General features: G+C 47.7%; 18 protein-coding genes, 1 tRNA gene and 1 rRNA gene. 1 reads left to right on the top strand and 19 read right to left on the bottom strand.

What is annotated here, in order from left to right:
* From NFR98_RS08655 to spoIIE, 14 genes are all read right to left on the bottom strand, one after another.
* Positions 1 to 353 (bottom strand): 16S ribosomal RNA (locus NFR98_RS08655); the annotation flags it as partial.
* 395 nt (positions 354 to 748) lie between these two features.
* Positions 749 to 2,236 carry a lysine--tRNA ligase gene (gene lysS, locus NFR98_RS08650; protein ID WP_014096545.1) on the bottom strand — a complete coding sequence of 496 codons (1,488 nt, stop codon included), beginning with the start codon at positions 2,234 to 2,236 and terminating at the stop codon, positions 749 to 751.
* A 330-nt stretch (positions 2,237 to 2,566) separates the two neighbouring features.
* A complete protein-coding gene (gene folK / locus NFR98_RS08645) occupies positions 2,567 to 3,085 on the bottom strand; it encodes a 2-amino-4-hydroxy-6-hydroxymethyldihydropteridine diphosphokinase (protein WP_017550858.1) in 519 nt (172 codons plus the stop codon).
* Complete coding sequence (gene folB, locus NFR98_RS08640) at positions 3,078 to 3,446, bottom strand: dihydroneopterin aldolase (protein WP_014096547.1); 369 nt, start codon at positions 3,444 to 3,446, stop codon at positions 3,078 to 3,080. Before folB ends, folK begins: the two co-directional genes overlap by 8 nt.
* A complete protein-coding gene (gene folP / locus NFR98_RS08635) occupies positions 3,424 to 4,260 on the bottom strand; it encodes a dihydropteroate synthase (RefSeq protein WP_014096548.1) in 837 nt (278 codons plus the stop codon). Before folP ends, folB begins: the two co-directional genes overlap by 23 nt.
* A 227-nt stretch (positions 4,261 to 4,487) precedes the next feature.
* A complete protein-coding gene (cysK, locus tag NFR98_RS08630) occupies positions 4,488 to 5,414 on the bottom strand; it encodes a cysteine synthase A (RefSeq protein WP_014096549.1) in 927 nt (308 codons plus the stop codon).
* A gap of 334 nt (positions 5,415 to 5,748) precedes the next feature.
* Positions 5,749 to 6,630 carry an Hsp33 family molecular chaperone HslO gene (gene hslO, locus NFR98_RS08625; protein ID WP_017550859.1) on the bottom strand — a complete coding sequence of 294 codons (882 nt, stop codon included), beginning with the start codon at positions 6,628 to 6,630 and terminating at the stop codon, positions 5,749 to 5,751.
* A gap of 15 nt (positions 6,631 to 6,645) precedes the next feature.
* A complete protein-coding gene (locus tag NFR98_RS08620; protein WP_017550860.1) occupies positions 6,646 to 7,416 on the bottom strand; it encodes a type III pantothenate kinase in 771 nt (256 codons plus the stop codon).
* 150 nt (positions 7,417 to 7,566) lie between these two features.
* Positions 7,567 to 9,579: an ATP-dependent zinc metalloprotease FtsH gene (gene ftsH, locus NFR98_RS08615; protein ID WP_014096552.1), complete on the bottom strand. Its 2,013-nt coding sequence runs from the start codon at positions 9,577 to 9,579 to the stop codon at positions 7,567 to 7,569.
* Between the two features lie 166 nt (positions 9,580 to 9,745).
* Positions 9,746 to 10,294, bottom strand: coding sequence for a hypoxanthine phosphoribosyltransferase (gene hpt / locus NFR98_RS08610; protein WP_014096553.1), 549 nt, complete (start codon positions 10,292 to 10,294; stop codon positions 9,746 to 9,748).
* Entirely contained in the window at positions 10,278 to 11,714 is a 1,437-nt protein-coding gene (gene tilS / locus NFR98_RS08605) for a tRNA lysidine(34) synthetase TilS (RefSeq protein ID WP_014096554.1), read from the bottom strand. The genes hpt and tilS overlap by 17 nt, the downstream gene beginning before the upstream one ends.
* 457 nt (positions 11,715 to 12,171) lie before the next feature.
* On the bottom strand, positions 12,172 to 13,161 hold the full coding sequence (prkT, locus tag NFR98_RS08600) for a serine/threonine protein kinase PrkT (protein WP_014096555.1): 990 nt from the start codon (positions 13,159 to 13,161) through the stop codon (positions 12,172 to 12,174).
* Positions 13,127 to 13,864 carry a VWA domain-containing protein gene (locus tag NFR98_RS08595; protein ID WP_013858018.1) on the bottom strand — a complete coding sequence of 246 codons (738 nt, stop codon included), beginning with the start codon at positions 13,862 to 13,864 and terminating at the stop codon, positions 13,127 to 13,129. Before NFR98_RS08595 ends, prkT begins: the two co-directional genes overlap by 35 nt.
* A gap of 107 nt (positions 13,865 to 13,971) precedes the next feature.
* On the bottom strand, positions 13,972 to 16,458 hold the full coding sequence (gene spoIIE, locus NFR98_RS08590) for a stage II sporulation protein E (RefSeq protein ID WP_251459967.1): 2,487 nt from the start codon (positions 16,456 to 16,458) through the stop codon (positions 13,972 to 13,974).
* A 205-nt stretch (positions 16,459 to 16,663) separates the two neighbouring features.
* Here spoIIE and NFR98_RS08585 point away from each other — a divergent pair.
* Positions 16,664 to 16,737: transfer RNA gene (locus tag NFR98_RS08585), tRNA-Met, on the top strand.
* A gap of 174 nt (positions 16,738 to 16,911) precedes the next feature.
* Here the strand turns inward: NFR98_RS08585 and NFR98_RS08580 are convergent.
* The 5 genes from NFR98_RS08580 to NFR98_RS08560 form a co-directional block, all read right to left on the bottom strand.
* On the bottom strand, positions 16,912 to 17,334 hold the full coding sequence (locus NFR98_RS08580) for a S1 domain-containing RNA-binding protein (protein WP_207369395.1): 423 nt from the start codon (positions 17,332 to 17,334) through the stop codon (positions 16,912 to 16,914).
* Between the two features lie 73 nt (positions 17,335 to 17,407).
* Positions 17,408 to 17,803, bottom strand: coding sequence for an FtsB family cell division protein (locus NFR98_RS08575; protein ID WP_013858014.1), 396 nt, complete (start codon positions 17,801 to 17,803; stop codon positions 17,408 to 17,410).
* 49 nt (positions 17,804 to 17,852) lie between these two features.
* The gene (gene yabQ, locus NFR98_RS08570; protein ID WP_207369394.1) at positions 17,853 to 18,482 is read right to left on the bottom strand and encodes a spore cortex biosynthesis protein YabQ; all 630 of its coding nucleotides are present in this window, start codon (positions 18,480 to 18,482) and stop codon (positions 17,853 to 17,855) included.
* Entirely contained in the window at positions 18,479 to 18,784 is a 306-nt protein-coding gene (gene yabP / locus NFR98_RS08565; protein WP_017553419.1) for a sporulation protein YabP, read from the bottom strand. Before yabP ends, yabQ begins: the two co-directional genes overlap by 4 nt.
* 269 nt (positions 18,785 to 19,053) lie before the next feature.
* Complete coding sequence (locus NFR98_RS08560; RefSeq protein ID WP_277613379.1) at positions 19,054 to 19,314, bottom strand: RNA-binding S4 domain-containing protein; 261 nt, start codon at positions 19,312 to 19,314, stop codon at positions 19,054 to 19,056.
* Positions 19,315 to 19,333: the final 19 nt, after the last annotated feature.

The raw sequence follows: 19,333 nt of genomic DNA, 5'->3' as shown, positions 1-19,333 counted from the left end.
GTAGGAGTTTGGGCCGTGTCTCAGTCCCAATGTGGCCGATCACCCTCTCAGGTCGGCTACGCATCGTTGCCTTGGTGAGCCATTACCCCACCAACTAGCTAATGCGCCGCGGGCCCATCTGTAAGTGACAGCAAAAGCCGTCTTTCCTTTTTCCTCCATGCGGAGGAAAAAACTATCCGGTATTAGCCCCGGTTTCCCGGCGTTATCCCGATCTTACAGGCAGGTTGCCCACGTGTTACTCACCCGTCCGCCGCTAACCTTTTAAAAGCAAGCTTTTAAAAGGTCCGCACGACTTGCATGTATTAGGCACGCCGCCAGCGTTCGTCCTGAGCCAGGATCAAACTCTCAGTAAAGATGTTTGATAAAAGCTCAAAAAGAATTTGACGTTTCGTTTTGTCCAGTTTTCAAGGAACAATCTGTGTTGCTTTCTAAGCGACTTTAATATTCTACTACAAACGAATACTATTGTCAACAACTTTTTCAAATCTGTATTTCAGTAGGCATTTAATTAGCCAACGAATATTACTATACCATGCATTTGGCACGAATGCAATAGTTTTTCGCCATTTATTTTTCAAACAAGCTGAAGCCTGCTTCCTTTCACCAAAGCAGGAAAAAAGCTTACGGTTGGCCATAACAAACATCCATTCCCAAGAAACTGGCCACTTGAACGTTAATATTATATTAAAATAATGTTTTCAAAAAGCAGCGGTTCCTGCCCCGCTGCTTTTTGTAAGTTTTGCTTTGCTTAATCCCTGCTTTTCATTAATGGGAAGAGCAGCACGTCCCGGATAGACGGGGCATTGGTCAGCAACATGACAAGCCGGTCAACGCCGATGCCGAGTCCTCCTGTTGGCGGCATGCCGTATTCCAATGCTTCAATAAAGTCTTCATCCATTTGGTGCGCTTCGTCATTCCCCTGCTCGCGCTCTTTCAGCTGGTTCACGAAACGTTCGCGCTGGTCGATCGGGTCATTCAGTTCGGTGAAGGCATTGGCATGTTCACGGCCGACAATGAACAGTTCGAACCGGTCTGTAAACCGCGGGTCTTTTTCATTTTTTCTAGCAAGCGGCGAGATTTCGACCGGGTGCCCGTAAACGAAAGTCGGCTGGATCAGTTTTTCTTCTACCCTTTGCTCGAAAAATTCATTGACGATATGCCCGTATTCCATATGTTCCGTGATTTCAATATGGTGTTCTTTTGCAAGTGCCCTTGCTTCTTCCGTGCTTGTCACATTCCAGAAGTCGACGCCCGTATATTCTTTAATCGCATCGACCATATGCAGGCGGCGCCACTCCGGTTCAAGATTTACTTCGTGTTCGCCGTACCGGATGGTGGTTGTGCCAAGTACTTCTTTTGCTGTGTGGACAATCATGTTTTCAGTCAGCTGCATAATATCGTTAAAATCCGCATATGCTTCGTACAGCTCAAGCATCGTGAATTCCGGGTTATGGCGGGTATCGATTCCTTCATTGCGGAAAACGCGGCCGATTTCATAGACTTTTTCCAACCCGCCGACAATCAACCGTTTCAGGTGGAGTTCAATCGCAATCCGCATATAAAGGTCGATATCGAGCGCATTGTGATGGGTGATAAACGGCCGTGCAGCCGCCCCACCTGCAATGGCATGCATCATCGGCGTTTCGACTTCCAAATAGCCGTTCTTGTCCAAATAATTGCGGATGGACTGGATAATGCGGCTTCTTGTAATGAACGTGTTTTTACTTTCTTCACTCATAATCAGGTCGAGATAACGCTGACGGTACCGCTGCTCGATGTCCCGCAGGCCGTGGAATTTATCCGGCAACGGGCGCAGCGCTTTTGTTAACAGAATAAATTCTTTGACTTTGACGGACAATTCGCCCACTTTTGTCCGGAAAACCGTGCCTTTAAGCCCGACAATGTCGCCAAGGTCCGTGCTTTTGAATAACTCGTACTGTTCTTCGCCGACTGCGTCCTGGCGAATATAAAACTGGATTTGCCCTTTCAAGTCCTGGATATGGGCAAACCCGGCCCTTCCTTTCCGCCGTTTTGTCATGATCCGCCCGGCAATGGCAACTGGAATCTCTTTTTCTTCCAGTTGTTCTTCCGTGCATTCGCCGTATTTTTGTTTTAATTCTTCCGTGTCGGTTGTCCGTTCAAAACGCTTGCCGAACGGGTCCACCCCTTTTTCGCGGAGCGCCTCCATTTTTTCTTTCCGGACCAGATACTGTTCATTTATATTTTCGCCACTCATCTTTTTTCCTCCAATCGTTAAAAATGCCGGCCAATATGATAGAAAAGGAAAGACGCCTTTCCTTATTTTCCGCCCTCTTCAAGTATGAAAGGTTCTGCCGCCCAACATTAGCCATTATAGACGTATACCTCTATTATTGTACACAATCTTTCGCGTTCAGACATCCTTTCACCAGGTTTTTTCTTTGTATGTATACAAGCAAGTACTGCCGGGATTCCTCCGGCAGTACTCCGTTACATGGCCTGTCGTTGTTTCCGTACCGGTTATACACCAATCCGTATTTCAGTATAAAGCCGCCGCCGGGTTGTTTAAAATGCCCGGGGGTACCCTTTATGGCAAGAAAGCAGTATCCCCTGTGATCTGTTTCCACAGCCGGACACCATCTTTGTCTGTGCACTTTTTCAGCAGTTCCGCATACGGGGTTTTGGTTACAGGGTCGCAAAGTGCATGGTCCAATTCCGCGAGGGGAACCAAAACAAATGCCCGTTCATGCATGCGCGGGTGCGGAATGGTAAGATTCTCTGTTTTCATATTTTCCTGATTATACAACAAAATGTCAAGGTCTATTGTCCGCGGTCCCCAATGAATTTCCCTTTTTCTCCGTAACTTTTTTTCAATCTCAAGGCAGGCAGCGAGCAGGTCAAAAGGGGATAACCGCGTTTCAATTTGAACAGCCATATTTAAAAACTGTCCCTGCTCGGTGTAACCGACAGGATTGGTTTCATAAATGGATGAAACTTTGCAAACCTTTATGTCCGGGTTGTTTCTAAGTAACCGGATGGCGTGCTGAAGATAATCAAATCGCGGTTCAATATTGGATCCGAGTGCCAAATAAGCGAGATTATCCATTCTTTCTTCTCCTTGTAATTTCGACCGCAACGGACTTGTAATGGCCGGGAATGGGCGGGTCCGGTTTGGTTACTTTGACTGTGACTTCCGCAACTTTTTCGTATAAAGCGAGAATGGAAGCAGCCAGTTTTTCTGCGACAGCTTCAAGGAGCTTGAAAGGCTGCCCTTCAACAATTTTTTTCACGCATGCATAGACATCCGCATAACTGACGGTTTCTTCCAGCCGGTCGGTTTCGCCCGCCTGCTTTAAGTCCAAACCAAGCACGATGGATACACGGAAGCGCTGGCCCAGTTTATTTTCCTCGGGCAATACGCCGTGGTAACCGTAAAATTCCATATCATGAATATAAATTTTGTCCATCCTGTTCCCCTTTTCCGACGAGGGCGTCCATCATTTTCACCATTCTGCTTACAGGTTTTACATCGTGGACACGGACCATATGGCAGCCTTTCATGATGCCAAAGCAGCATACCGCCCCAGTGCCTTCCATTCTTTCGCCCGTCGGCAGCCCGAGCACGCTTCCGATCATGCGCTTCCTTGAGGCAGCAAGCAGAACGGGATAGCCGAGTCCAACAAGTTTGTCGAGGTTTCGCATCATTTCCATGTCTTCCTGAAAACCTTTCGCAAACCCGATACCCGGATCGAGGATGATTTGCCGGTCCTCGACGCCTGCTTTTTTTGCAATCGTGATGCTTTCATACAGGTCGTTCAGACAGTCCCGCATAAAATGTTCATACTGCGGCTTTTCGCGGTTATGCATTAAAATAATCGGAACGTTGTACTGTGCAGCAACATCGGCGATTTCCGGATCCCGTTTTGCCCCCCATACATCATTGATGATATGTGCGCCTGCTTTTATTGCTTCTTCCGCAGTTCTCGCTTTATACGTATCGACAGAAAGCGGCGCCTGGATTTTTCCTGCCACCGCGTGAATGACCGGCAAGATTCTCTCCAGTTCTTCCTCTGCTGACACCGGCTGATGCCCCGGCCTTGTCGACTCTCCGCCAATATCGAGCAGATCGGCACCGTCCTCTACCATCTGATACGCATGTTCCACCGCTTTCTCAGGCTGAAAAAAATTCCCTCCGTCCGAAAAAGAATCGGGCGTTACATTTAATATGCCCATTACATAGGTTTTACGGGTAAAATCGAACGTAAACGAACCACACTTCAACTGCTGTTCTCCCCTTTTTCAGTTCAATAATTATAGTCTATCACATCCGCGGCCATCGATTAATACGGAATACAAAGATGTGGGTCGCTGGAGCAGATCCGGGATCACCCCGGGCGCCCTACTAAAAAAGCTGCCGGATGCCAACTAGAGGCTGGCGTTTCAAACCAGCATAGATAGGCTGTGAAAAGAAAAACCCGCGGGGCGTTTCTCCGCGGGTTTTATCGTTTTTAATCTTCAAACTGGTAAAGCGGGGTGCTCAAATAGCGTTCGCCGGTATCCGGAATGATGGCAAGCACTTTTTTGCCTTTGCCGAGTTTTTTCGCCACTTCAAGGGCAGCGTAAACGGCAGCACCGGAAGAAATCCCGCCGAGAATGCCTTCTTTTGCCGCTGTATCTTTTGCCGCTTTGAAAGCCTGATCCGTTGTGACACGGATAATTTCATCGTAAATTTCTTTATCAAGTGTTTCAGGGACAAAGTTGGTGCCGATACCTTGAATTTTGTGCGGGCCCGGTTTGCCTTCAGACAACAGCGGGGAGTCATCCGGTTCAACAGCATAAATTTTGATACCTGGATAAGCTTCGCGCAGCGCCTGGCCAGCCCCTGTAATCGTTCCGCCGGTGCCGACGCCGGCAACAAAAGCATCGAGCTGATCTCCCATTTGTTCAATGATTTCTTTACCGGTTGTCAAACGGTGGATTTCCGGGTTGGCCGGGTTTTTGAATTGCTGTGGCATAAAATAGCCGTTTTCTTTCACGAGTTGTTCCGCTTTATTTACTGCGCCTTTAATGCCTTCAGAGCCCGGGGTTAAAACAAGCTTTGCCCCGTATGCACGCAGTAGGCTGCGACGTTCCATACTCATTGTTTCCGGCATGACAATGACAGCTTTGTATCCTTTTGCAGCCGCAATCATGGCAAGCCCGATTCCCGTGTTGCCGCTTGTCGGTTCAACAATGGTGTCGCCCGGTTTTAAGCGTCCTTTTTGTTCAGCGTCTTCAATCATCGCGAGGGCAATCCGGTCTTTTACACTGCTGGCCGGATTGAAATATTCCAGCTTCAAATACACTTCTGCATCATTTTCATTTGTCAGACGGTTTACTTTTACAACCGGTGTGTTGCCGACCAATTCAGCAACAGAGTTCACATACTTTGCCAAAATCATCCACCCCATATTCCGAGTATTTTTATTGGTTTAATATCTAAAAATTAACATCTTTTTACGCAATTGTCAACCAAAATGCCTTGCTATTCTATGACAAAGTGCCTAAGAAACAATGCCGGCAATATCGCTTTTTTAGCCACTGACGCTGGGCTTCTTGATCAAGCGACGGCTATTGCAACGGGACGGGGGCAAGCTTCCGTCAATCAAACAGGCCAGCCCCGATTAGACAACTTGGTTAAAAGTTGCCCATTCGCGCTCAAGGGGCCCGCATTCATCTGAAAAGGAAGGCCGTTTTGCCGAAAATCATCCTGCCCTCACGGCTTTCGCCTTACCCCTTTGCTTCTTCCAGCATTTGTTCCAGATCTTCACGGCTAAAATGGTATTTTTCACGACAGAAATGGCAGACGGCTTCAGCTTGCCCGTCTTCCTCGATCATGTCCCGGAGCTCCTGTTTGCCGAGGCCGATCATAGCAGAAGCAAATTTTTCTTTGGAGCAGGTGCATTCAAACCGTACTGCCATTTTCTCCAATATCTGCACATTTTCTTCGCCGAGCAGATTTGCCAATATTTCTTCCGGCGAAAGCCCCTGGCGGATAAGGTCGGAAATCGGGGCGGTATCAGAAATTTTATTTTCAATTTCCGAGATGACTTTCTCGTCTGTTCCCGGCATCAACTGGATGATAAACCCGCCGGAAGCCAGAATCGTGTTGTCGGGATTAACCAGCACACCGACACCGACTGCAGATGGCACTTGTTCGGAAGCGGCAAAATAATACGTAAAATCTTCGCCGAGCTCGCCGGATACAAGCGGAACCTGGCCTGAAAAATTCTCACGAAGCCCGAGATCTTTTACAACGGTAAGCGTCCCATCTGTCCCGACTGCACGCCGGACATCCAGCTTTCCTTTTTTGTTTAAATCAAAATGGGTTTGCGGATTGGTAACATAGCCCCGGACTTCCCCGTGTGCATTCGCGTCTACCAGAATGACACCGATCGGTCCGCCGCCTTCCACTTTGATCGTAATTTTTTCATCCCCCTTCAGCATGGCCCCCATCATCGCCCCCGCTGTCAACGTTCTGCCCAGCGCGGCGGAAGCTGTCGGCCAAGTGTAGTGCCTCCGTTGGGCTTCTCCAACGGTTTCCGTTGTTTCCGCAGCGTATGCCCGGACCTGCCCGTCATACGCTAATGCTTTAATTAAATAATCCGCCAAAAGAAAAATCCTCCTTTAATGCTGTAAGTTTCGGTTATAAATCAAGTGCAACCCTTTTAAAGTCAAAAATTGGTCGACGATATCAATGCTTTTTGATTCTTTTGCAATGAGGGGTGCATGCCCGCCTGTTGCAATGACGACCGGGTCTTTTTTACTTTTTGCTTTCATCCGGGACACGATACCTTCAACCTGTCCGACATAGCCGAAAACAATGCCTGCCTGCATGGCACTAACGGTGTTCCGGCCAATAATATCATCCGGGCTCGCGATTTCTATCCGGGGCAGTTTGGCTGCTCTCGAGTACAGGGCTTCCGCTGAGATGCTGATGCCCGGCGCAATCGCCCCCCCCATATACTGCTTTTCCTCGTTAATATAACAATAAGTAGTCGCTGTCCCGAAGTCGACAATAATTAACGGACTGCCGTATTCGTGGATGCCGGCGACCGCATTGACAATCCGGTCCGCCCCCACCTCACGCGGATTATCGTATTTGATGTCGAGCCCTGTTTTCACCCCTGGGCCGACGATAAGCGGCGAAACGTGGAAATATTTGCTGCACATCCGCTCCAGTGCGTACATAATTGGAGGCACCACAGAAGAAATAATAATGCCAGTAATATCGTTAAAGTGAATGCCGACATGGCGGAACAAGGCTTTCATAGACATGCCGTATTCATCTTCCGTTTTATCCCGGACGGTTTGAATGCGCCAATGATATTTTAGTTCATCTTTATCGTATACACCTAATACAATGTTTGTATTCCCCACATCGATCACCAATAACATTATGCTCACCACTTTGTTTTTCTGTTAGTTTTTATGCAACCATCATACCATAATCTCCGTGATTTAGAGAATGCTTTCATTTGGTTCCCTAGCCATAAAAAAGCACCGCCTTTTTTTCAGACGGTGCTTTTTTAAATGATTTGCAACCTATCAAAGTTGATCATCATCTGCCGGTCTTGATGGTCCCAGTTTCCCCGGCCGTTTTTCATCTGGCATCCCGGTATCCGAATTATTTCCGGCACCCGGATCCACTTCTTTGATGCCGCCCTGCTTCGACTGCAGGTTCACGCGCGGCTCGGTTCCACCGATTTCAGCCGGATCCTGGGATTTCGCAGGCTGTTCAGGCAACGTGCCATGTTCAAACAGATGCTTGATTTGTTTTGCATCCAATGTTTCCACTTCAAGCAGCGTTTTTGCGATCAGTTCCAGCTTATCGCGGTGTTCAAGCAAGATCTGCCGTGCCCGTTCATAACAGGTTTTAATGATATTTTGAATCTCTGTATCAATTTCGTAGGCAATTTTATCGGAATAATTTTGGTCATTGTTAATATCTCTGCCCAAAAATACCTGGCCTTGCGAAGACCCGAACTGGAGAGGGCCAAGCTTATCGCTCATCCCAAATTCAGTTACCATCCTTCTCGCAATGCCGGTTGCGCGTTCAAAGTCGTTGGATGCGCCCGTTGACACTTCACCGAACGTAATTTCTTCGGATACACGGCCGCCGAGAAGCCCCGTAATCTTATCGAGCAATTCTGGTTTTGTCATGAAATAACGGTCTTCTTTCGGTACCATCATCGCGTACCCGCCGGCCTGTCCGCGCGGCACAATGGTCACTTTCTGGACAATTTCCGCTTCATCGAGCACAAGCCCGATAACGGTATGCCCGGATTCATGGAAGGCCACAATATTGCGTTCTTTTTCCGAAATGACCCGGCTCTTTTTCGCCGGTCCGGCAATGACGCGGTCTGTCGCTTCATCAATATCCTGCATGTCAATTTTTTTCTTGGAAGCCCTTGCCGCAATCAACGCTGCTTCATTAAGCAGGTTTTCCAGATCGGCTCCGGAAAAACCTGGTGTCCGTTGGGCAATCGCTTTTAAATCGACGGACGGGTCAAGCGGCTTATTGCGCGCATGGACACGCAGCACAGCTTCACGCCCGTGGACATCCGGTCGGTCAACCGTAATCTGACGGTCAAAGCGTCCCGGCCGCAGAAGCGCAGGATCAAGAATATCCGGGCGGTTTGTTGCCGCAATAATAATGATTCCTTCATTGGCGCTAAATCCGTCCATTTCAACGAGCAGCTGGTTCAACGTCTGTTCACGTTCATCATGGCCGCCGCCGAGCCCTGCACCACGCTGGCGCCCGACTGCGTCAATTTCATCAATAAAGATAATACAAGGCGCGTTCTTTTTCGCGTTTTCAAATAAATCACGAACCCGGCTTGCACCGACACCGACAAACATTTCGACAAAATCAGAACCGCTGATGGAGAAGAAAGGAACGCCTGCTTCACCTGCAACTGCCCTTGCCAGCAATGTTTTACCGGTTCCCGGAGGCCCGACAAGCAGTACGCCTTTCGGGATACGGGCACCCAGTTCGGAAAACTTGCGTGGATCTTTTAAGAATTCGACGACTTCGACAAGTTCCTGTTTCTCTTCATCCGCGCCGGCAACGTCACGGAAACGGACTTTCTTTTTGTCGTCATTGTAAAGCCTTGCTTTGCTCTTCCCGAAATTCATGACACGGCCGCCCCCGCCCTGTGCCTGGTTCATCAGGAAGAAGAACAGAATGAAAATAATCACAAACGGAATAATGGATGTCAGGAAAGAAACCCATCCATTCGTTTCTTTTGCCTGGAGGACATCGACTTTCACTTTTTGATCGTGCGCCGCTTTATCGATCCGGTTCAGCATGGCCTGGTCATCCATAACATACGTAATAAACTGTTTATTGCCGTCTTTCAGCAGGCCCCGGATCTCATAAACGCCCCTTGAAGGCTGCGTTGTTATACTCTTTACACTGCCATTATCCAAATAAGAAACAAATTGATCATAGGATATCGTTTCCGTCGTTTCGCTGCTGCGGTTAAAAAAACTTACGATCCCGATCAGGACGACAAATAATAATACGTAGAAAATTGTATTTCTGAAGATCCGATTCATTCCTTACCTCCTCCAACGGTCTTAAAAAACTATATTCAATAGTACTATAGTGGTTTTTAATTTAACAATATTTTGCACCCGTTTTTCATCTTTTTTTCACAGACCGTTTGCTTTTCCATACATATAGCCTGAATTTCACAATGATAGTCCTCTTTTTTCGGAATTCTTACTCCCCCTCATGGGTATAAACAGCTGGCTTCAGGATGCCGATATACGGAAGGTTGCGGTATTTTTCCGCATAGTCAAGGCCGTATCCGACAACGAATTCATCCGGGACAATGAATCCGACATAGTCAGCCTGGATGTCCGCTTTCCGACCCGATGGTTTGTCGAGCAATGTGACGATTTTAATGGATTTTGCTTTCCGGTAGCGGAACAATTCAACCAGGTAACTGAGCGTCATCCCGCTGTCAATAATGTCTTCGATAATCAGGACATCGCGCCCTTCCACCGAGGTATCCAAGTCTTTTAAGATTTTGACTTCTCCGGATGAAACAGTAGAATTCCCGTAGCTCGATACGTCCATAAAATCCATTTCCAAATATGTATCCATATGCTTGACAAGATCGGCCATAAACATCATGGCGCCTTTTAATACCCCGATCGCAAGCGGAAATCTGCCATCATACTCTTTCGTCAGCTGCTCCCCCAATTCCTTTACTTTTCGCTGGACTTCCTCTTCTGTAATGAGGATTTTTTCAATATCCTGATTCATCTTGCGATTGCCCCCTAGAAGTTGTTTGCTTACAATAGTGCACGACATAGTAGGTTTCATCAGGTAAAATAAGCCCGGATTCAAACTTTGCTTTTTTCAGATTCGGAAGCCACAGGATGTTCCCTTTTGAATCGGTTACAACCGGCCACAAATCCCGCTCCGGCTTTGAAATTTTCTCATCAATAAATATATCTTTTACCTTTTTTGAACCATTTAGTCCTTTTGCTTCAATTCTGTCCCCCGGTTTCCTTGTACGGACAATAAGGGGGAGAGAAGTGTCGTTTATGTGTAATAATAGCATATTCTTTGGCAGGGATGAATATGAAATTTTGCTTTTTACAAGCTTTATCGTATACCCGTTCGGCAGATCAATCTTCATCCCTTCATCCAAGACATATTGATATGCAGAACGGGCGGGGCGGCGCCCAAAAGAAAAGGCCATGCGCCCGTAGTCCCTTACAGCCTTTAAGCCGCCGGGGAGATCGGCGCTCCCGGACGGATTGGAGCCTGAAGCCAGTTTTAAAACGGCATCTGTATGTATCGCTGTGACGTCTTTTATGTCTTCATTGTAAAGATATTTTAATATTAGATGAATCGCCCGCCTTTGTAAAGGCATAGGCATCCCTTTGAACTTCCGGAGATCGAGCGTGCAAGTTCCGGACCCTGTTTCCGCCATCTGCTTTAATTTTTCCTGCGCCAGCCCGTAAAGATAGATTTCATCTTCCAAAAGCTCTTCGCTGAATCTTTGAAAATGCAAATGGGCCCGCGGGTTTTCTTTCTTTAGAAAAGGCAGGACGGACGCTCGAAACCGGTTTCTTGCAAAGTCGGGGGATGCGTTGCTTTCATCGGTGCGTGGTTCGAGATGATAATGGGCGCAGTAATCTATGATTTCTTTTTTGGCCGTGCCCAATAGCGGACGGATGATTTCTCCCTTTGCAAACGGCCGGCGAAACGGAATGCCTGCCCTTCCCTTTCCGCCTGCGCCCCTTGTAAGCCGCATCAGTACCGTTTCCATCTGGTCATCGCCGTGGTGGCCTAATACAACTTTATTGGCGCCGGTTTTCTCCATTGCTTCAGCGAGAAAAGCATACCGGTATTTTCTCGCTGCTTCTTCAATGCCAAGGCCTTCTTCCTTCGCTTTTTCCAGCACCGGGATTTCTGCCGCTTCACAACCGATACGGTGAGATTCGCAAAAGCTTTTGACAAACAAAAGGTCTTTACAGGACGCTTCCCCCCTTAGCATATGGTTAACATGAGCGGCTGTTATCTTTACACGGAAGCGCTCCCTTCGCGAAGTGAGAAAGTGGAGGAGCGCAAGTGAATCCGGCCCGCCGGAAACCGCTACGAGCAAATGGTCTCCCGCCTCAATCAGCCTGTGTTTCCTGATAAAATGGAATACATTGTCCTCAAATGCGAGCATAAAACCTGTCCTTTTCGGTACCGTTTTGTTATTTCCATTGTAACATGGGCGTTTCCAAATTTCTAAACATATTCTGCTTTAAAGAATTTGTGCCGGTGTATTTATCCTGAATATTCATTTCCATCCTTTTGCTTGCATGGACGTTTGCGTAAAATTTGCGCTATAAAAAGGAACTTCAGTTTTTCCATCAAGCCCGACCATCGATTTCTACGAGAACTACTTTTTGCGGCAGGCAACAGAGCGGCAATATTTTGTTCATTTTATATAGCATTTTCATCATAAGGCAAACGGCCGGAAATTTATGCTTTCTTTATAAAAAGGCGCCCGTCCTGAAAAAAGCATAGACTTGCCATCCTTGCCAGTGCTGCGCTCGTTGTCGCTGCGCACTTATTTTCGGCCATGCTGTAATCCCGGATTAGGAGGCCGCCGCATTTTTCCGGCATAAATTTGTGGATATTTAAAAAGGGATGCTGATTTGTCCGTAAGTATAATACCAGTATAACACAGAGATCATCAAGATGATCATCATGGCAGCCATGAACTTTTTAAATTTTCTAAACCTCCGTCTTTTTGCCCGCGACTGTCCGAGTTTTGATTTTTCCGGCCTGTGCGTTGTTTTGGCTTTCTTCTTTTCTCTATGCGAAGTCAGCAGCATAAGCATGTCCTGCCTCATCTCAAAAGCTGTCCGATATCCTCCCCCCAGCGCTTTCCGCAGCACCGCCTCAAATTTGCACAGCCCGGCATGTTGCCTGACCGCCGCCATCAGTTGTGGGAAACCATTTGCCTGTTTTTTTAAAAACCGGTTCGGATAGGCAAGATTGATCATTACCATTGCAACGGAAAACAAATCATAGGAAGGCTCGGCTTTCCGCGATCCCAACCCCCAGTAACCTCTGTCGAAAAACTCCGTAAATTCTTTTACTGAACGTCCGATCTTTGTCATCCCGCCCGGATCAATGCAGCGGATCCTGTTTCCAGGGGTTCCAACCAGCAAGTTTTCGGGCTTCAAATCTCCGAAAATCCAGCCCTGTTCATGCAAATGTTGTAAATCGGAAAGAAGCTGGATCACAAGCACTGCCGCCCAGGAAAAACCTTTCCCGGTGACAAAGGAAAGCAGATCCGGGCCGTCTATATATTCCATGACATAAAAAGGAATGATCTCCCGCCCGCGCTCCCAGTCATCCGCTTCCAAAAAGGAAGGCCCGAGGGACTGCCCCCGGGCCTTGGATATGGTTTTTAGTACGCTGGACTCGGATGCCACCTGGGCAGTGCTCACACCGACTTTTAATGCAACCGGACCGGCCGCCGATTCCGCCAGATAAACAGCGCCATTTGCACCGGCCCCGAGGCGCTTTAGCAATCTGTACCGGTTTTTATGCCATTTCCCCGTCACAACCGTACCAGGCGGATCATTAAATGGATTCTTCAAAGTATTGTCCGTCATCATGCGTATGATATCCCCTCAGCTTCCTTTTCCGGTCAAAATGGCGGATCGCCTCATGAATGGCCGGCCCTGTCGGCGTAATCCCGCCTGTCTGCAGTTTCGGAAATATGGCCGCGAGCGATTCCAGTTTCGGTGTCCAGTCAAGCAGTTTCTCCGTTTCTTTCCTTTTCCCAGGAAATATAAAAACTGAAAATTGGTTATTCCCCATTCGCGCATTCAGGCTTAAAGACAAATCAAGCAAAGCTTCTTTTACAGTCTCGAGCTTCGGTTTCATACTTGCGCTTGTATCGACGAGCACGAGAATGTCCAAATCCACTGTTTCCCCCAGTTCATCTACCACCTCCAACACATCGCCGCGTTTTTCAGGCGGCAGTGCTTCAATGGATCCGTTACTTCCCAAAATATGTTTTAATTCCTTGTTCACGATTCCCTGAATCGTCTGGGTCATCGCTTTCCGAGTGACCATTTGCACGGTTTGCGATAATTGTTTCGTATAGACGATCTGGCTGACGCCACCCCCCGACATGGCGATATTTTGAATTTCCGCTGCCCCTTTTTCATCAATGATATCCCGTTCCATGACGCCAATTACATTAATGGTGATGCCTGCTTCTCTTGCCAATGCCGCAGCTGCAGCCGGATCACCCCCCTGGTTTGAACATCCGTCCGTAATCAGCAAAATCTGTTTTAAAGTGCCTGCATTCATTTTTTCTCCTCCTTGTCATTAACGGCATTTCTTCGTTTTTACCATCATCGACAATCGGGAGAAAATATATACCGTTGTCTTCCGCTTCTTCTATATGGCACGGACATTTAAGAGATCATTCTTTTCCCTTTGCTAACGGGGATGGCCGCCCATTTCGGCGTGTTGTGTTTGATTTTTGCAACGACGACCGTCATATCATCTTCAATTAAACCGGATCGCGAACGGATCACTTCTTCTATGAGCAGGTCGGCAATTTCCTGGGGATTTTCCGTTTCCAGCTCCCGGATTTTCCGCTTAATCCATAATTCCGGGTTTTCAATGTAACGCGGGCCTTCCAAAATCCCGTCACTCATCATGATTAAAATATCGCCGGCTTTCAGCTGCCGGGAAACGACATCCACATCAAATTCCTGGATCATGCCCATCGGCAAATTCCCGGATTCAATTTTGATCACTTTATCGCCGCGTTTGATAAAACTCGGCGTCGATCCGATTTTTAAAAATTTGCTGCTTGCATCCTGCAGGTCGATCATCGCCAGATCAAGCGTGGAAAACACTTCTTCCTGCGTCCTCAGCGCCAGAATGGAGTTCACCGATTTGATCGCAATTTTTTCTTCTATGCCCGATTCCAAAATCTGCCGCAAAAGCCTCAGTGTCTCATTGCTTTCGTGATGGGCGCGCTCGCCGTTTCCCATGCCGTCACTGATGGCAATGGCATACTTTCTTGAGCCAAGCTCGATCATTGAATAACTGTCACCGGATATAAAACCGCCTCCTTTTGCGGCATGCGCCACACCAGTGTCGACGACAAACGCCCTTGCCGAACGGAATGTCACATAGCCAAGCCCGCCCGACTGCGAACCGAACTCTTCTTTCTGGACAACAATTGTTTCCCCTAATATATCGGAAAGCATTGGCGCGATGATCTTTTCGCATTCGCCATAGCCACTGTACTGCGGCAAGGTGATATCAATGTCAATATTGCCCGACTCCAGGCTGTAAATTTCCACCTGGTCAATATCGAGCCCGAAGTCCTGTAATGACTCAAGAATCATTTCTTCCTGCCGCTGGTGGTTCTCGCGCTCCCGCTGAATTTCCTTTGCAAAATCTCCCATGACTTCCGAAACGCCCTGCAGCTGTTCTGCGACAATTTTCCGGCTTTCTTTGATCATTTTTTTGAATTTTTGATTGGCCTGGTAAAATGTCAATTCCTGGTTGATCGCATCTTCCACTTTTTGGGCCCTGACACAATGTTTCTCCAATTCGCGATGAGCACGCCTCGAAACCGCGCCGTCCCTTTCACTCAGGTCCTCCATCGTCATTTTCATCAAATCATACGTCTTATCAAAGTTTTTCGCCCAGCACTGCTCTTTTTTGAAGCAGGTCTGGCATGTCCGTTCCGTGACATTGCTGAAAAAATAATCCAGATCCCGCTCACGGTCCTCCTCTTCTTTCGTATGGTCATACTGCGAAAAGCTTTTGGAAAGCGCCTGGAAAACGGACGAGAACTGCTCCACGCGGTGAACCGTCACATCGCGCACTTTCCTTAAATACTGCTGCTGCTCCTTCATATATTCGGCTGTCCCCGGGATATGCCGCGCCATTTTTGCCGTAAACGGGGACGGCGTTAAAAAGAAAAGGGCAATGCTCACGCATGTTTCATACAGCGCGGCGCTTAAAGACGCCCCGGACTCGCCGTACATCGTAATCAGCAGGGTCGCAACAAGCATCCCGGCAGCCGCCCCCCCGCGCTTCCCTTCCTTTAACAATCCGCACAGGAGCCCTGCGAACGCAAGCAGGCTCATTTGATAAAAGCTGGACACGTTGGCAAGGCTGAAAATGAGACCGGTCACAACCCCGACAGTGGAACCGACCGTCGCGCCGCCGACAAACGCAAACAGGAGGACAAGATAGCGCGAAAAAATATGCTCAACGGACAACCCGTTCACCGTCCAGCCGATTGTCCCGGTCAAAACGGACGCGAGCACAATGATGAGACTGACGACTTCCTCCGTTTTTAATGTTTTTTTTCGTCTTGTTTGTGATAAGATTGGAATGCTTTGCATAAATATCATGGTAAGGATAAAGGTTAAGCACGATTCCACACCCGCCATCAGGCCGTCATAAAAAGAGAGCTGGAACTGCTGCTGAAGATAAAGGTAAGCGCATTTTGAAACAAGCGAGACAGCAAAGATGTAAAAGGGCAGCACCCGGGTTTCCTCTTTATGGTATTTGCCGAACAACCTGAATACAAGAATAAAGAGGATGGTCGATGCGAGCGTGTACATCCCGTTCGCAACAGATAATGTTAATCCGCCCGCAGTGAGCCCGAGCAGCGTGATGGGCGCCTTATCCCGCTTCATCACATAGACAGCTGCGAAAAAGGGCAATGCAAACGGCGTAAAATGGGACAAAATAAGGGCCCTTCCCAGCAAAAAGCCGATGATCAAAAGGCTGATGCCTTTTTGGATAAACAACGATTCAAATTTCCCCCGGAGCTGCTTCCACCCTTTCGCAAACTCTTTTTTTGTTTCCTCAAGATCCACATGGCCCCCCTGCTCGATCATTCCCCGCTCAACTTTCCCCAAATTCATCATAAACTCCCCCTCATCACTTTGATACAAGCAATTATAAAAGGACAAGTTTTAAAAGTTTGTCAAAATTCCAATGCAACACCAAAGAAAAGTTCGACTTTTTCCACAAATATGCGATGCATTTTACAATTTTTTTCAAAAAGAGAAGTTGACAAATGGGTGCAGTGCCGTTATTATAGAAAATGTGCTTTTTCATTTAAGCCATGGCGGCGTAGCTCAGCTGGCTAGAGCGTACGGTTCATACCCGTGAGGTCGGGGGTTCGATCCCCTCCGCCGCTATATTCGTTTTGAAAAAACCGGCCCGTTAAAGGCCGGTTTTTTTCGTGTGATTCGGCGATTTTTGTCCGAAACAGCAAAAAGAAAAAGCGGATCCGACAAACATTTCTGTTTGAACCGGTTCCGCCCTCCAATGAAAAGCAATGATACGGATATATGAGTCAACTAGACAGCAAGTTAGCCTCTTCTCGCGCCGCGGCCGCCGCGTTTCGATTCTGTATTTCGTTTGAGCGAAGACAGGCGATCTTCACTGTCTTTCAAAAAGCGCGCCATTTTGGATTCAAAATCTTCTTTTCCGCGGTTATTTCCCCGGCCATGCCTTTGCGGCCGATAGGAATGGGACTGGGATTGGGATTGCTGCGCCTGGTCTTTCGCCTTGCGGATCGACAAACCGATTTTCCCGTCTTTTTCGACATTCAGCACCTTTACTTCAACGATATCGCCGACTTTTAAATGGTCATGAATATCTTTTACATAGTTATCAGCAACTTCACTGATATGAACCAGCCCGGTTGAGCCGTCCGGCAATTCGACGAAAGCCCCGAAATGCGTGATGCCTGTTACTTTACCTTGTAACTTGCTGCCTGCTTCAATTGACATAAAAAAAATTTTCCTCCTTAAAAGATAAAAAAATCAACCTTTAACATATTATAACGAACATGAAAAAAGAGTGTCAATAAGACACGTCTTCTTCTTGGGCATTCTTTTTGGAATCAGGCAGATTAAAGATGATCTCCCCTTTTTTGGAAAGGAAATATTCGCTGCGGGCGAGTTTTGCAATATAGTTATCATCTTTCAGTTTCTTAATCTCGCTTCTAAGCATCGCCTGCTGCTTGTCAATGTCCCTTACCTGGTGCTCCAGCTTTGCTTTTTGTTCTTTTTTTGCAGCGAGCTGTGCGTTCCGTGAGACCAGGGTAGAGACGAGCAGTGCGGAAACAAGCACTGCCATAACACCGAAAAGCGCCAATCGCCGGAAAAGCAGCTTGCGCCTTCTTGCCAGTACTTTTTCTTTGACCGATTGCTGTTTCGTATAAGCATTGTCCATTGAAGCAATATTGCGTCCCAACATACTCCCTCCTAAAAAGCCCTAGGCAGAGCGGAAAGTACAGCCACCGGGCTTATCTTTTAAAAAACTTGCCGATCCGGTTTTTCAGTTTGATAAACTTATTCTGGATTGTTTTCCAAAATCCTGCCGTTTTCATAAAAAAACGGTCAAAAGAGACGCGCAGCGGATTGATGCGCCATAAAAAAACACCCAGTGCGGAAAACGGTTTAAGCCCGGTCTTTAATAACCATATTACCATTTTTGCCATCATTTTTACAATCGTATAAAGCAATCGCCCCGCGCCGAGAAAAAGGGCAAACAAAAGAAGGACAAATCCTTTGGCCGGGCGGAAAACAAGAAGCCGGAACATGCCGGCTGTAAACCGGCCAGTGCGGCATGCTGCCTGGATGCACCATTCCAAAAGCTTCAAGTAACCGTTTTTGAATAATGCCTGGTAAGCGGCAAACCCGCACAAGAGAGCGATAAAAATATAAAACCGGACTTCCCCGGCGTTTACCAGGAACAGGACATAAAACAGCAGCAGGCTCTGGAACAGCCAAAAAAGGACATCATGGACAAAGACAACCCAGCGCTTTCTGTTCCGCCTTTGCAAAAAACGGTTATACGTATCAAGGGTGCCGCCAAAAAAGCTTCCCATCGCGATCATGGCAAGCATCGTATAAAATTGCACGCTCAGGCTCATCTAAACAGCTTGCTAAAGAGTCCCTTAGCTTTCTCCCCGTGATGGTCATCCAAATAAACAAGATCAAACACTTTCCCTTTTATCGAGACGACCCCTTTGTCAACATCCAGGTTTTTCATTTGCAAATTCTGCCCGCGGATGGCGAGAAAACCCATTACCGTTTCCAGCAAAAACTCCTCATTGTCAAAGCTTTCCACCTGTTTCACGCCGGTAATATCCAGCAGCTTGCGGCCGCGCATCATCACATCGTGTTCCTGGAGAACCGGTTTGCTGCCTTGCGGTGTATTATAAAAGTCACTCATCCTGATCCCCACTTTCCTTGTCCAAACTTTGTACTATACTATGCCCGTCCGGACAAAAAAAGACCAAAAGGGAACGGCACACGAAACGGAAGCACGGCCATGCGGAATTCGCGCGGCCCTCCGGAAACGCCTTCCCGCAAAGCTTCCATTCCGCAACTGCATCGGGCGTATGGCCCATCTCCCGCATATCCCGGGGGGCGCGTTTCTGCCAGAAAAATAAAAAGAGCGCCCATAGCCGGTTCACAGCTTCGGGACACCCTGAAACATTTTTATTCGTTGACCCGCGTTTCACTGATCATCGTGTACATGCCGGCGGCGTCTTCTTTTTTTGTCGACTCCCTTAAGTTCTCCACTTTCACCTTGACCACTTTCTGGCCGAAACGGATGGTCAGTTCATCCCCCGTTTTCACGTTTGAACTGGCTTTTGCCTGGACGCCGTTGATCTGGATTCTGCCCTGGTCGGCGACTTCTTTTGCAAGCGTACGCCGTTTAATCAGCCGCGAGACTTTTAAAAATTTATCGAGGCGCATTGTCGTGTTTTCCATGTCC

This window comes from Weizmannia agrestimuris (assembly GCF_943193165.1).
Lineage (GTDB): Bacteria > Bacillota > Bacilli > Bacillales > Bacillaceae_C > Weizmannia > Weizmannia faecalis.
Note: the sequence above shows the minus strand (reverse complement) of the source record. Positions and strands in the feature narration are given on the sequence as shown.